9 protein-coding genes are annotated in these 15749 nt (G+C 40.1%); 4 read left to right on the top strand and 5 right to left on the bottom strand.

Going from position 1 to position 15749, the window contains the following annotated elements; translation table 11 throughout:
• Positions 1 to 101: 101 nt before the first annotated feature.
• The gene (locus B2C77_RS02535; protein ID WP_077702265.1) at positions 102 to 2147 is read right to left on the bottom strand and encodes a catalase; all 2046 of its coding nucleotides are present in this window, start codon (positions 2145 to 2147) and stop codon (positions 102 to 104) included.
• Positions 2148 to 2495: 348 nt separating this feature from the next.
• Between B2C77_RS02535 and B2C77_RS02530 the strand changes: the two genes are divergently transcribed.
• The 3 genes from B2C77_RS02530 to B2C77_RS02520 all read left to right on the top strand — a co-directional run bounded on the left by B2C77_RS02530 (position 2496) and on the right by B2C77_RS02520 (position 5076).
• On the top strand, positions 2496 to 2888 hold the full coding sequence (locus B2C77_RS02530) for a thiol-disulfide oxidoreductase DCC family protein (protein WP_077702264.1): 393 nt from the start codon (positions 2496 to 2498) through the stop codon (positions 2886 to 2888).
• 156 nt (positions 2889 to 3044) lie between these two features.
• A complete protein-coding gene (locus B2C77_RS02525; protein ID WP_141130664.1) occupies positions 3045 to 3257 on the top strand; it encodes a hypothetical protein in 213 nt (70 codons plus the stop codon).
• Between the two features lie 223 nt (positions 3258 to 3480).
• Positions 3481 to 5076, top strand: coding sequence for an IS1182 family transposase (locus B2C77_RS02520; protein ID WP_077702262.1), 1596 nt, complete (start codon positions 3481 to 3483; stop codon positions 5074 to 5076).
• Positions 5077 to 5236: 160 nt separating this feature from the next.
• Here B2C77_RS02520 and rlmN read toward each other — a convergent pair whose 3' ends face one another.
• The 3 genes from rlmN to gltB all read right to left on the bottom strand — a co-directional run bounded on the left by rlmN (position 5237) and on the right by gltB (position 13013).
• Complete coding sequence (rlmN, locus tag B2C77_RS02515; protein WP_077702261.1) at positions 5237 to 6304, bottom strand: dual-specificity RNA methyltransferase RlmN; 1068 nt, start codon at positions 6302 to 6304, stop codon at positions 5237 to 5239.
• 225 nt (positions 6305 to 6529) lie between these two features.
• The gene (locus B2C77_RS02510) at positions 6530 to 8017 is read right to left on the bottom strand and encodes a glutamate synthase subunit beta (protein WP_077702260.1); all 1488 of its coding nucleotides are present in this window, start codon (positions 8015 to 8017) and stop codon (positions 6530 to 6532) included.
• A 394-nt stretch (positions 8018 to 8411) separates the two neighbouring features.
• On the bottom strand, positions 8412 to 13013 hold the full coding sequence (gene gltB, locus B2C77_RS02505) for a glutamate synthase large subunit (RefSeq protein ID WP_077702259.1): 4602 nt from the start codon (positions 13011 to 13013) through the stop codon (positions 8412 to 8414).
• Positions 13014 to 13591: 578 nt separating this feature from the next.
• On the opposite strand from gltB, the gene B2C77_RS02500 reads away from it, so the two are divergent.
• Positions 13592 to 14614 carry an LLM class flavin-dependent oxidoreductase gene (locus tag B2C77_RS02500; protein WP_077702258.1) on the top strand — a complete coding sequence of 341 codons (1023 nt, stop codon included), beginning with the start codon at positions 13592 to 13594 and terminating at the stop codon, positions 14612 to 14614.
• Between the two features lie 304 nt (positions 14615 to 14918).
• Here the strand turns inward: B2C77_RS02500 and B2C77_RS02495 are convergent, their stop codons facing one another.
• Positions 14919 to 15704: an ion transporter gene (locus B2C77_RS02495; RefSeq protein ID WP_077702257.1), complete on the bottom strand. Its 786-nt coding sequence runs from the start codon at positions 15702 to 15704 to the stop codon at positions 14919 to 14921.
• Positions 15705 to 15749: the final 45 nt, after the last annotated feature.

Genomic DNA, 15749 nt, shown 5'->3' with positions numbered 1-15749 from the left:
TAAAACGCTACTGTTTTTTATTGGTTGAAGATGTAGCAACTTATGGTTCATTGTGAACTTCAGCAACTTTTCATGAAACTCAAGCGAAATTATAATGAACTTTATACTTGAACCTCTCTATCCCAGAACCGATGTTGTGCCACTGCATCGCTAAATGTATCCACAAAGTTGTCCACATCAGACGCCGTAATCACACCTTTTGCCTGATGTATACGACAATCTTCTATTAAAGAAACCCCGTCACTACCTGCTCCTATTGGCTTGCAATGGTGGAATGCTTCTTGAATAAAATGCGTCGCTTGTTGGTAGAAGCGGTCACTCATTTGTTTACTTCCAGCTACATAAACCGCATCAAAAAGAACAGAATCTACGGTTAAAAAGCTAGCATTTGCTTCAACGGTGTTGCTATCCTCCCCAACAATCGCCCCACGCTTATTCGCAACTACGAAAGGACGAATTCCTTGTTTTTTCAATCCATGTATAACAGAAATTACACTGTCGGTATGGAAGCCATTATCTAAAAGAACAGCTACATTTCGTGTTACTGCTGTTTTCGTTGTGTTTTCTTGACTGAGAGCAGGTGAAACTTTACTTACCGGCGAACCACCTTCTTTTGGAGCGGTGACACCAATGTTTGCAGCAATTTCTTGTACCATCTCTAAACTAACATGGGCAAACATATTTATTACTTGTTGTTGTACTTCTTTACTTTCTACCTTTCCTAATTCAAAACTGAAAGCGTCTATAATATGTTGTTTTTCTATCTCACTCATACTATTCCAAAACAGAGCAGCTTGAGAAAAATGATCCTTGAAGCTTTCACTTCTTGCACGAATCTTTCTCCCTTCCACTTTTTCTTGGTAGTGCTCATATCCGCCTTCTTCTGGAGAAGCAGGTTCTGGCGTGTTTTCCGCTAGTGCGTTTTTATGATAACTCACTTGCCCTACATTAATCGTATGCCTACCATAGCCATCCCGTTGATTATTGTGGAACGGGCAAACGGGGCGATTAATTGGTAGCTCATGAAAATTAGGTCCTCCGAGTCGAATTAATTGTGTATCGGTATAGGAGAACAATCGTCCTTGTAATAAAGGATCATTCGTAAAATCAATGCCAGGAACTACATGACCTGGGTGAAACGCTACTTGCTCCGTTTCAGCAAAAACATTATCTACATTTCGATTTAAGGTCATTTTGCCAATAATTTTAACTGGAACTTCCTCTTCTGGCCAAATTTTAGTTGGGTCTAATATATCGTAATCGAATGCATTGGCGTCTTCTTCTGAAATTAGTTGCACACCTAACTCAAATTCAGGGTAAGCTCCGTTTTCAATCGCCTCATACAAATCTTGACGATGGAAATCTGGATTTTTCCCATTTATTTTTTGTGCTTCATCCCAGACAGTTGAATGCACGCCTAGCTTTGGCTTCCAATGAAATTTCACAAACGTAGCTTCTCCCATCTCATTTACAAACCGAAATGTGTGCACGCCAAACCCTTCCATCATGCGAAAACTACGTGGAATGGCTCGATCTGACATTTGCCACATCACCATATGTGCTGTTTCTTGATTATTTGCTACAAAATCCCAAAACGTATCATGGGCAGAAGCGGCTTGCGGTATACCCGTATGTGGCTCGGGCTTCACAGCATGAATTAAATCAGGAAATTTAATGGCATCTTGGATAAAAAAAACAGGCATATTATTTCCCACTAAATCATAATTTCCTTCTTCCGTATAAAATTTCGTAGCAATTCCCCTTACATCGCGAGCTAGTTCTCCAGACCCTTTTGATCCAGCAACCGTTGAAAATCTTACAAATACGGGTGTTTGTTTCCCTTTTTCTTTTAAGAAATCGGCTTTTGTATATTGCTCCATTGATTCATACACTTCAAAAACGCCATGTGCTGCATATCCTCTTGCATGTACCACCCGTTCAGGTATACGCTCATGATCAAAATGGGTCATTTTTTCCCGAAAATGAAAGTCTTCCATAATGGTCGGTCCACGTACTCCGGCTTTTAATGAGAACTCATCCTCGGATACGTTTAATCCTTGGTTCGTGGTCATCTTTTTCCCTTTATCATCAACACGGTAAGCATCTAATTGTTCTTGTTTTGTTTGACCTTGTTTATGGTCTGACATACTTATGCCCCTCCTCCATTCGTTTGGTATACTTTTCAATATGCTTGTAGAGAGACTGTTCCCGTATAAAAATCAAATAAAACGAAAAATGTTACTTCGTCATGTTATAGTAGACATAACTAGTCGCATACAGTCAGTGAATGTTAGAATAGAGCAACAATCTGTAAAAGGGGGCTTTATACGATAAACTTGATTTTTGGGTTTATCGTATAAGAAACTAAGGCTTCCACCATAAAGATGTAGCGGTAAGCCAAGTTTTTCTAATCCTAACAGAGCAAGTCCTCATCTTTTCTTGTTTTGAAACAAATTGTTTACAAACTAGATCCATAGAAAGGAGGTTGGCGTACGATGAGCAAAAAAATCATTCTCTTTGACGGTGTCTGTCATTTCTGTGATCAAAGCGTGCAATTTATTTTACAACGCGATAAACAAGAACAATTTTTATTTGCTTCCTTACAAGGCGACGCCGGTCAGAAATTGGTACAAAAATATAACATTCCTAATGATTTAAGCAGTTTAATATTGATCGATAACACTAAGTACTACAATAAATCAACAGCTGCACTACGTATTTGCAAAGAGTTATTAGGCGGTTGGAAATTCCTATATGTCTTTATTGTTCTGCCTAAGCCCATTCGCGACTTCTTTTACGACCGCATTGCTAATAACCGCTATCGTTGGTTTGGAAAAAAAGATAGCTGCGAACTTCCACCACCACATGTTAGAAAACGATTTCTGTAGTAAATTAGGGAATCATTGCACAAGATGTAACTACCATTTGTGCATGACGTGCAAAGTATTTAGTTTGAAAATTTATAATTGAATTGCTTGACTGTAAATATTCCATTACAATATACGTAACGTTTAGCAGAAGATATGGTTTTATGTTGGCAAGCTTTGACACACTATCAAATTCTGTCGAAAGTGATGACGCCATTATTTTTAATACCACGTGAGGTCGTTAGCGCGAAACAAAATATATACTATGGTTACTGTGGCTATATGGAATTAGATGATCAAAAGGAAATAGTTAAGTATATTCAGATGGGATATGACCCAGGAGTTTTTTCCGTGCTGTCCATTATCCCACCACAAAAGCTTCTGTTGTAGTTTGCTCCAACACATCAGAAGGAGCCTATGAACTTCTGAAAGATAAAGAAATTGAAAACATGTTAACGTAAATATTTAAGAAGGTGGCAAACCCACCTTCTCTTTATTCTAAAGCAAAACAAAGGGGCTGTTGCACAATCAGGTAATTGATTGTGTAACAGCTTTTTTGTGTATACACAAAAAAACAGACCACAAAGGGTCTGCTCTCATGTATTATTGATTTATGACAAATAAAAGAATAATACAAGCCCAGTATACGCAAACTGCAGCAAATTATCAATTATATTTATCGATGGATGTAGAAGAAATGATTCCTATGGATGATTCGGTCCGGCTCCACTGCCTCTTATGTGAAAGGATGGATTATAGAGAACTACTACAGGCATACGCTTCCAAAGGGAGAAAACCAGCAGTCGATCCAGTCATTCTATTTAAGGTCATTACCTACACAGCCTCGCAAAAAATCTACTCTTCCCGAGGGATAGAAAAAGCATGTCGTCGGGATATCAATTTCCGTTGGCTTCTTCAAGGGTATGCAGCTCCTGATCATTCTACTATCAGTCGTTTCAAGCAAAAATATCTGACCGATACGGTGATGGAACAGCTCTTCTTTCAACAAGTCGTGTGGCTTTATCAACAAGAGGCGATTACCGGTGAAACCATCTATATCGAAGCGTATGCCAACCGGTATTCTTTCGTATGGAAAAAGGCAATCACCAAACATGAAGCTAAGATGTATACCAAATGGCAAGCCCTGCTGGAACAGATCAATACAACATACTGTCAGATTTTCACCAGTCCTTACGAGACTTTTTTAGAAGATTTGAAAAAAGTGCTTGTTTTCCTGGAGAAAGTAAAAGCGAAAGAAAACATCACGTTCGTTTATGGAAAAGGGAAAAGAAAAACGGTCCTTCAACGTTATCATGAACAAGTAAAGGAAATGCTTCAACGTAAAGAACACTACGATACTTCCAATCAGATTATGGGAGAGAAACGAAACAGTTATTCTAAAACAGACCATAATGCCACGTTTATGCGAATGAAAGATGATCCTATGAGGAATGGTCAACTCAAACCAGCTTATAATGTCCAAGCTGCCGTGGATGCGGAATTTATCGTTGGGATCAATGCGTTTTCCGATCGAAACGACACAACAACATTGATTCCAATGCTTCAATACGTAAAGGAACATCTTCCCTTTACCTATCGCAACATCGTCGCAGATTCTGGATATGAAAGCGAAGAAAATTACGTGTATTTAAAGAAGCAAAAACAGACGGCCTATATCAAGCCGCAAAATCATGAACGCAAGAAAAAAGCTTCTTTCAAAAAGGACATCAGACACCGAGAAAACATGGCTTATGATAAAAGCACAGATACCTATACCTGTGTCAATAACCAGCAGCTGCATGCCATTAGAAACTACACGCGAACCTCGCAGACTGGCTATCAATCTAAGGTAACCGTCTACGAATGTGAAGATTGTACAGGTTGTCCGCTCAAAGAAAAATGTACAAAAGCGAAAGGGAATCGCCAACTGCATGTAGCTAAGGAATTTCTGGCATACCGGGAAACAGCGCAAGAAAATATTCTAACAGAAACAGGCACACTGTACCGTATGAATCGTTCCATTCAAGTGGAAGGAACGTTCGGCGTACTGAAGGAAGATTATCATTTGAAGAAATTTCGTACGCGAGGAACAGGTAATGTACGAAACGAACTTTTAATCCTGGCATTTGGTTATAATCTCAATAAAATACATACGAAAATCCAAGCTAATCGCCTAAACCTCTATTATCATCCATTAAAGACAGCTTAAAAAAATAAAAAAAGGCGAGGCTTATTTAAGTGCGTCAAAAACCGATTAAATTTCCTTTTATCACCATAAATAAAATAATGCATCTTAAAACGAGCAATCTCATATATAAAAAGGAGCTGTCAGCAAATGCATAATATGCATTTTGCGACAGCTCCTTTGTTTATTTTGCTGTTTCTTTTTTGATTTGTTTACTTCTTAATTGACCACAAGCAGCGTCAATATCGGCTCCATTTTCCCAACGTACGCCACAATGAATACCTTGATCCTTTAATGTTTCAAAAAACGCTTGAATGGTTTCCGAATCACTACGTTGATAATGACTGTGCTCGTCTACCGGATTGTAAGGAATCAAATTCACATAGGCTAATTTACGGTGATTCTTCAATAACTTAGCCAACTGTATCGCTTCTTCCTCATGATCATTAACATCTTTCAGCATAATATATTCATACGTAATACGACGATTCGTCTTTTCCAAATAGTAATCAACAGACTTCATCAGCTTTTCAATAGGAAACGCCTTATTAATCTTCATAATATTGCGGCGCAATTCATTGTTTGGTGCATGAAGGGAAATCGCTAAATTTACTTGCACACCTGTATCGGCAAATTGATAAATTTTATGAGCGAGCCCGCTTGTCGATACGGTAATATGTCTAGCTCCAATGTTTAAACCTTTATCATCATTGACAACATATATGAAATCCATCAAATGAGTAAAATTATCCAACGGTTCACCGATACCCATGACAACAATATGGCTTACTCTTTCATCTTTTTCCCGCGTATCTAAATGCTTTTGCACCATCATAATCTGTTCGACGATTTCCCCACTTGTTAAGTCGCGGCTTTTGCTTAATAACCCACTTGCACAGAAGCTACAGCCAATATTACAGCCTACCTGTGTGGTTACACAAACAGATAAACCATAATTAAACCGCATTAACACCGTTTCAATTAAGTTACCATCTGCTAAACGAAACAAAAATTTAATCGTGCCGTCTTTTGATTCCTGCTTTATTTCTTCTTCTAACGTTCCTAGTACAAAATGCTCTTCCAACAGCGCGATCGTCTGTTTGTTCACATTTTTCATGTCCGAAAATTGATGAATACGTTTCTTATACAGCCAGTTCCACACCTGATCGACACGAAATCGTTGCTGCCCATGTTCCATGAGCCAATCCTTCAGCTGTTCATATGTTAATCCATAAATGGATGATTTACTCATGCATTTACCCTCATTTCTAGATAATCTCATTTCCAGAGTATCCGATCTTCCGTCTATCATCATAATAATGATTCACCATATTATCTTACTTCATGATAGAATTTGTTGCAAATCTCTACGTTTTTACTTTTAGCATTTATAACATCTTTTTCCTAAAAACGAGGGTAAATAGCACACTTTAATGAAGAAGGGCGATTCCCCTTTATGGATAACCAAGCTGAAGAATTAAGGCAACACGGTTTCTCCCATTAAGTAACGATCACATTCTCTTGCTACACCACGTCCTTCGTTAATTGCCCAAACAATGAGACTCTGCCCTCGACGCATATCTCCTGCGGCAAACACACCTTCTACATTCGTCCGATAATCATCATGCTCTGCGGCTACAGTGGATTTTTCTGTCGTCTTTACGCCTATTTGCTCAAGCAAGCCTTGCTCTGGACCTTTAAAACCAATGGCAATAAGAACTAAATCCGCAGGCCAAACTTTTTCTGTTCCCGGAATTTCTTCGCGAATTTTATTTCCTTCTGCATCATAGCGAAGTTTCACAGCAACCGTATGAACCTCTTTCACATGACCTTTACCATCACCGACAAACCTCTTCGTCATGACCGCATAGGCTCTCGGATCATCACCAAACACACTAGCGGCTTCTTTATGCCCATATTCTACACGATGTATTTTAGGATATTGTGGCCATGGATTTGTGTCGCTATCACGTGTAAGTCCTTTTTTATCATAAATATCAAATTGTGTAAGACTTTTACAATGATGACGCACTGCGGTTGCCAAACAATCGGTTCCTGTATCACCACCCCCAATAACGATGACATCTTTGTCACGTGCAGAAATATAATTTTCATCCTGTAAATTGGAATCTAATAAACTTTTCGTGTTCGCATGAAGAAAGTCCATCGCCCGATAAATACCTTTCAGCTTACTTCCCTCTACTTGAATATTCCTGTGCACTGTGGCGCCCCCACAAAGGATGATGGCATCGAATGCACTGTTTAATTCCTCATATGTCAAGTCTTTACCTATCTCCGTATTGGTAACAAAGGTGATCCCCTCTTGTTTTAAAATATTTACACGTCGCATGACAATATCATACGAGAGCTTCATTTCTGGAATCCCATATGTGAGCAGGCCACCAATTCGATCATCACGTTCAAACACCGTCACAAGATGCCCTGCTTTATTTAACTGTGCAGCAGCAGCTAAACCTGTAGGTCCTGAACCTACAACAGCAACTTTTTTCCCCGTCCGCTTCGTTGGTATATTCGGCACTACCCACCCTTCTGCAAATCCTTTTTCAATAATGGAACGCTCTACTGTTCGAATTGCCACAGGTGGCTCATTAATTCCTAGCACACAAGCTCCTTCACAAGGGGCGGGGCAAGCAATACCGGTGAATTCAGGAAAATTATTTTGCTCATGTTCACGCGCTAACGCTTCCTGCCATCGTCCTTCATAAACCAATTCGTTCCATTCGGGAATAAAATGATATACAGGGCAACCGGAAGTAACGCCCTCTATTTCCATACCTACATGGCATGTTGGCACACCACAGTCCATACAGCGCGCACCTTGCTTTTGCACTTCTGTTTCACTTAAAGGAATGGTGTAATCGAACCAGTCTTTCGTCCGTTCTTTTGCATCTCGCCCATTTCTCGTTTGTCTTGTATATTCCATGAATCCAGTCTGTTTCCCCATCAAAAACCTCCTCCTATAGTATGTTTAGGCAATACTTTTTTCACTTTCTCATTCTGACTTATTCATAAACATTGTATCTGCTAGTGCACCCATTACTTTCTACTGCAGGCGGCGTCGCCAAAAACGCTCCTTACAGGGGCTTAAGACTTAAGCCTTTCCCACTGGAGTATCTCCCTTCGTTCCAAGTAACGGGGTTTGGCATTCATGCATTCGTAAGGATTTTCAATAATATGTCACATGCAATTAGACATATAGATCTGCAAACAGTTTGGGGAGTTATCCCCACTGCTTTTTTATACGAGCAAATCAGGATCGGGCGCTGTTATCTCCCTCTTGACTTGTACAACGCACAACGCTAATTTTTAAAGTGGGGTTTATATTTCGGATAAAAAATCTAATGCAGCACACCTACTGGTTTTTTCACTTTCTCTCCTTGCTTACTTGCTTGAAACGCAGCCATTTCTGCATCAAATTTGCTATATCCTTGATCTTTTAAAGCTTGAATTTTTTCTTGCATTTGCACATAAGCAATAGGAACAACTTTCACAAATTGATGTACATATTTATCCCAATAGTTTAAAATACGCTCCGCATGACTACTATTCGTTGCTGTGACATGCTGTTTTATTAATTGCGCGAGCTGACCAATCTCTCGCTCGTCCGTTAACGATTGTATGGCAACTAACTCACCATTTATATGAGAACGAAATGTTCCTTCTTCATCTAGTACATAAGCCGTTCCACCAGACATACCAGCTGCAAAATTTCGTCCTGTCTTACCAAGAACGACCACGGTTCCACCAGTCATATATTCACAACCATGATCACCGACACCTTCAACAACTAAAGTAGCACCGCTATTTCTAACGGCAAACCGTTCACCAGCAATACCACGAATAAAAGCTTCTCCACGAGATGCGCCGTAAAATGCTACGTTTCCAATAATCGTGTTCTTTTCGGGAGCAAAGGTAACAATTGGGTCAGGATGCACAATTAGTTTACCGCCAGATAACCCTTTTCCAACAAAATCATTGGCATCTCCAATTAACCGCAAAGTCATACCTGGTGGAATAAAAGCACCAAAGCTTTGTCCAGCAGATCCGCAAAAATTCAGTTTAATGGTATCTTCCGGCAAACCTTCTTCTCCGTAACGCTGCGTCACTTCACTTCCTAATAATGTACCCGTCACTCTGTTTATATTCCGAATGGCTGTTGTAAATTCGACAGGCTGCTTGTGTTCCAAAGCCTCGCGACAATTTGGAATTAACTCCTGGAAATCCAATGTTTTTTCAATGCCATGCTGTTGGTCCATCGTTGCATAGCGCCCTACGGAGTCCGGTACATCTGGCTGATAAAGAAGCGCTGATAAATCAATCCCTTTTGCCTTCCAATGCGCAATACTTTCGTTGACTTCTAAAACATCCGTTCTACCAATCATTTCATTAATGGTTCGAAAGCCTAAAGATGCCATCATTTCACGTGCTTCCTGGGCAATAAATGTCATAAAATTGACGACGTGATCAGGGTCTCCCGTAAATTTCTTCCGTAACTCTGGATTTTGGGTTGCTATACCCACTGGACAAGTATCTAAGTGACAGACCCGCATCATTACACAACCAAGCGCCACTAAAGGTGCTGTGGAAAACCCATATTCTTCTGCCCCTAACAGACTAGCGATGACAACGTCTCGTCCTGTCATCATCTTTCCATCTGTTTCGACAACAATTCGGTCTCTTAGTCCGTTTAATAATAATGTTTGATGCGTCTCTGCTAAACCAATTTCCCATGGTAGTCCAGTGTGCTTCATACTCGTTCTTGGAGCAGCACCTGTACCACCATCATAACCACTAATTAATACAAGGTCAGCACGCCCTTTAGCGACGCCAGCAGCAATTGTTCCAACCCCCACCGCGGCAACAAGTTTCACGCTAATACGGGCCTTTGGATTTGCATTTTTTAAATTGTAAATAAGCTCCGCCAAATCTTCGATGGAATAAATGTCGTGATGTGGAGGCGGGGAAATAAGTTCAACCCCTGGAGTAGATCCGCGAACTTCTGCCACCCATGGATACACCTTATTGGCTGGTAGCTGTCCTCCTTCTCCAGGCTTTGCTCCTTGTGCAACCTTAATTTGGATTTCATCTGCATGGACAAGATAATGACTGTTAACACCAAACCTTCCTGAAGCAACTTGTTTAATTGCACTGCGTCGTAAGTCACCGTTGGCATCACGGGTAAAGCGATCAGGCGATTCGCCACCTTCTCCACTATTACTCCGCCCTCCTATCCGGTTCATAGCAATTGCTAACGTTTCATGCGCTTCTTTACTAATCGAACCAAATGACATAGCGCCTGTCTTAAATCTCGCACATATAGAGGCAACAGATTCTACTTCTTCTATTGGGATTGACTTGCGTTTCTTAAAGGTTAACAACCCACGTAACGACTGCAAATTCTTTCTTTCGTCAGTCAATAGCTTTGAATACTCCTGAAACAATTCATAATTTCCAGTACGACAAGCATGCTGCAAAGTATGAATCGTTTGAGGATTGTATTGATGGTCCTCCCCATCTTTGCGGTATTGATATTCATCCCCTGATTCCAGAGTGCTATTTCCCCCACGCGTCGGATTAAATGCTCGCTCATGTCGCATACGCGTTTCTTGTTCGATTATATCTAACCCAATTCCACCCAATCTAGAAGCTGTATGTGTAAAATAGTTGTCAATAACGTCTTTATTTATGCCTATTGCTTCAAAAATTTGCGCCCCACAGTAACTTTGAATCGTTGAAATCCCCATTTTCGACAGCACTTTAATAATTCCATTTGTCACAGATTGGTTATATGTTTGAATTGCCTTCACCGCTGAAAATGTAGTAATTTCCTCCGATGCAACCATTGCTTCTATCGTTTGGTGGGCTAAATAAGGCGTAATTGCTTCAGCACCATAACCAAGCAATGTAGCAAAATGATGAACTTCACGCGCTTCCCCTGTTTCAACCAATAAGCTAATCTTTGTTCGCATCCCTTTGCGAATAAAATGATGATGCAATCCTGACACAGCTAATAGAGCAGGAATGGCTGCCTTCTGCTGATCGATGCCACGATCTGACAAAATTATCAGTACCGCTCCGTTCTCTACAGCTTGGTCAGCTTCTGCAAACAGATGCTGCAATGCTGTTTCTAATTTATTTTCTGTTGCATGCACACGAAAATGAATAGACAACGTGGTTGCCTTTAACCCTTCTAACTGTTGATAACGTATTTTATCTAATTCCTTACACATTAGAATAGGGGTTTGTAATCGTATTTGCCGACAGCTATCTGCTGTTGGTCGCACTAGATTCCCTTCTGCTCCAATACTCGTTTCTTTCATAGTAATTAATTTCTCTCGAATAGCGTCGATTGGTGGATTGGTCACTTGGGCAAAAAGTTGTTTAAAATAGTTGTATAATAATTGAGGTTTTTTCGATAATACGGCTAGTGGCGAATCATATCCCATGGAACCAATTGGATCTTTCCCATCCTTCACCAAGGGTTTCATTATTTTTTGTAGATCCTCTCTTGTATAACCAAAGGCTTGTTGCTGAACAAACACATTTTCTTCTTGTCTTACCGATTGCGCTTGTATATCTGGGATATCTTCGAGTGCCACTTTATTTTGTAACCATGCTTTATAAGGCTGTTCCGTAGCAACTTGTAACTTAATATCATCATCTGGGACAATAATCCCTTTCTCCAAATCCACTAATAACATACGACCTGGCTCCAGTCGCCGTTTATAAAGAATATCATCGGCAAAAATATCTAATGCGCCTACCTCAGACCCAAGCACAATCATGCCGTCTTTCGTAACATAATACCGAGCAGGGCGCAAACCATTACGATCTAAACAAGCTCCTATTTGTCTACCATCGGAAAAAACAAGTGCTGCTGGCCCATCCCAAGGCTCCATTAATGAACTGTGGTAATCATAAAAGTCGCGCCGTTCCGCACGCATCGTCGTATCATTTGCCCATGATTCAGGTATCATCATCATGGCAGTATGTGCTAAAGACCTTCCTGATAAATGCAAAAATTCAAACGTATTATCGAATATAGATGAATCACTGCCATCATAATCAATAACGGGAAGCATCTTTTGCATATCTACTTCGGAAAAATAAGGAGAAGAACATAATTTTTCTCGTGCTCGCATCCAATTGACATTGCCACGTAATGTATTAAATTCGCCATTATGAATCGTGTATCGATTTGGGTGGGATCTTTTCCAGCTTGGAAAAGTATTCGTACTAAATCTGGAATGCACTAAAGCAAGTGCTGATTTAAAATCTGGGTGGTTTAAATCAATATAAAACGCATCTAACTGTTCGGGGATAAGCATCCCCTTATAAACAATGGTCGTTGTTGAGAGACTACAAATATACACATCTTCAAGCTCTGGGGGGAGTGATGCGGCTTGTTCCATTCGTTTACGAATCACATATAATTTACGTTCAAAAGCTTGTTGATCTTGTATATCTGTTGCTTTTTGAATGAAGATTTGCCGTATTGTCGGCTTTTTCTTCATTGCCAATTTGCCTATAAATGATTCATTCGTCGGTACAGGTCTCCAGCCAAGAAAATGCTGACCTTCTTCACGTATAATCTGTTCAAACATTGCTTTTGTTTGCAAACGAACTTCATGATCCTTAGGAAGAAAGAGCATTCCTACACCGTACTCCCCTTGAGCAGGGAGTTTTATCCCTTCTTTGGCACATTGCTTTTGAAAGAAGCGATCTGGTATTTGTGTTAAAATTCCTGCTCCATCACCAGTACTCGTATCGGCAGATTGGCCGCCTCTGTGTTCCATATTACACAATAGATTGATGGCATTTTGCACAATATTATGTGTTTTCTTTCCGTTAATATTGGCAATCATCCCAATGCCACAGGCTTCATGTTCAAAGTCAGGATGATACAATCCTTGCACTTTCGGGTAATCCTTTTTTGTCATCCAACTGTCCCCTTTCTTGACATCTGTTATGTCGGTTTCCTTGTTTGATGATTTCGAAAAATCACCCTGCAATCGTTGCCTACTTTTAAAAAAACTCGCTTATCACCCAATGGAGTGAAAGCTATTCTTTTGTATAATTAACGCTCCTGCAAGTGCTTTTCAAAGCATATGGCAGTTCTCTCAATGCGAGCCACGGCGGTTTCTTATACGGTAGGCGATATGCCTTTTTCCTAAGACAAAAAAAGTGTAGTAATATTACTATATCATAAACGAACGTTTAACTCAAAATTCTGATAAGTTATTTTAATACAAATTGATTTAATTTTACTAATTGAAAACGCTGTCATATCAATCTTTATAAAATTATCATGCATGATGAATGCATGAGGTTAAGCGCTTTTTCCACCATACCATGATAGATTTCTATCATATAAAATATTTTTTACGAAAGCTATTCTTTAATTCTGCCAGCAAGTGGTAAGCAGCATCAATAATCGTCGTGCTATAAGCCGATCATTGGACGGTAAGCAAAAAAGCACTTATCATTGCTTATTAAGAAGAATGAAGGGAATGGTATCATGTCTAAACAAAAAACCTTTCATCGCATTCCACTATCGGTGTTAGATTTAGCTCCGGTAAATGAAGGTAGTAATCCAAGGGAATCTTTTCAACATAGTGTGGAATTAGCAAAGCATGTAGAAGCGCTCGGATTTAACCGTTATTGGTTAGCGGAGCATCATAATATGCCTGGTATCGCGAGTTCAGCAACCTCTGTTCTAATCGGACATATTGCCGAAAAAACGAACCATATTCGGGTGGGTGCAGGCGGAGTTATGTTGCCTAATCATGCGACACTCGTCATTGCTGAACAGTTTGGAACGTTAGAGTCGCTTTACCCAGGTAGAATCGATCTAGGGCTAGGGCGAGCGCCTGGAACAGACCAAGCAACGTCATATGCTTTGCGTAGAACGTTAAACATGCGTGTGGAAGATTTTCCGATGCAAGTAAATGAATTACAGGACTATTTTGCCAAAGAACCAATATCTAAAGTGAAAGCTGTGCCTGGTCAAGGTTTGAATATTCCTATTTGGCTATTAGGCTCCAGTGACTTTAGCGCCAGATTAGCTGCACAAAAGGGATTGTCTTTCTCGTTTGCTAGTCACTTTGCTCCCGCATATACCATACCAGCTTTACGACTATACAGGGAGCAATTCCAAGCATCGGAACAACTTCAGAAGCCTCATGCCATGGTAGGTGTGAACGTTATTGCAGCAGATACAGATGAAAAAGCAAATTATATTGCTACCTCGTTGCAACAACAGTTCTTGCATTTACGTCGTGGACAACCGACGAAGCTTAAAGCACCAATAGAAAATGTGGAAGCACATTTCTCTGAATTCGAATTGCAAGCTATTAAACAAACACTTGATCCAACAACAACCATTATTGGTAGCAAAGAAACCGTTAAACAAGGGCTAGAGCATTTCTTGGAGAAAACAGAAGCGGATGAAATGATTATTAGTTCACAAATCTACCATTTAGAGGATCGCTTGCGTTCCTTTGAAATAATTAGCGAATTAATGGACGAAACAAATAGCTAGCGACACGGAAAGAGCGGTCCAGCAACTTGCTTGGATCGCTTTTTCCATAAGATAAAAAAGTATAAAAATGGTTGCTTTGGGATACCGATTTAACGGAATAGCCACTTCCGGCTCCATCGCCCAGCAACTAGGCGACTTCGAATTGCGGTTCGTGCTAAATAGGGAGGCCGACTAAAAAACGGGCTTGCCTTAGGGCGTCGGCATACCCCTGATGTAGTGGCATGATTCCTAAAACTTTCGTTGTTTCCTTCCACTCGCTACGTAGCTAAACGGGCGCCCCAAGCCTTTGTTCTTACATACTGCTTTAATCCTTTTGCTTACGTAATAGCTGTTTAATTTCTGCCAGCTCTTCTTGTAATTCTGCGAGCTTTATATCCGTTGGGGAAGGTGATTCTTCCCTATTTGCTTCTTCCACATTGTTTACCACAACACCGACAAATAAGTTTACAATAACGAAAGCACCAATTAAAATGAACGTCACAAAATACCACCAAGAAGATGGATCTTCTGCTAAAATAGGTCGCATCACACCACTTGCCCAAGATTCTAAGGTAATAACTTGAAACAAAGTTAACAGTGATTGATGCAGGGTGCCAAAATATTCTGGAGCGATAGAATGGTAGAGTAACGTTCCAATTACGCCATACACATAGAAAAATAATCCTAATAACAGTAAAATCGTTCCCATTGATGGTATGGTTAGTAACAAGGCGTTGACCATTTTTCGCAATGAAGGAATAATGGAAATTGCACGTAAAACGCGAAGCACTCGCAAAATCCTTAGTACTGTTACATAGGAGCCTACTAGTAGATGCCCACTTAGTACAATGACAAAATCAAAAACACTCCAAGGATCTGTGAAAAAAGCTTTGATAGAAGTGCTTCCAATTAAACGAATGACGATTTCCACGGTAAATATCCACAGCAAAGTTGCATCAATGACCATTAGCCAATGTCCGTATGTATTCGCAATCTGCGGATACGTTTCTAGCCCTATTAATATAGCATTTATAATAATTAAGCTAATGATGATATTCATAAATACTGGGCTGTTTGAAAGAGCCGAGCATCTTTGTTGTATCGCTGTCATATGCTACCACGTCCCCCCCATTATGTTCTGTTGTCATTTTACCTA

This window comes from Virgibacillus dokdonensis, from assembly GCF_900166595.1.
In the GTDB taxonomy this organism is placed as follows: Bacteria; Bacillota; Bacilli; order Bacillales; family Amphibacillaceae; genus Virgibacillus; species Virgibacillus dokdonensis.
Note: the sequence above shows the minus strand (reverse complement) of the source record. Positions and strands in the feature narration are given on the sequence as shown.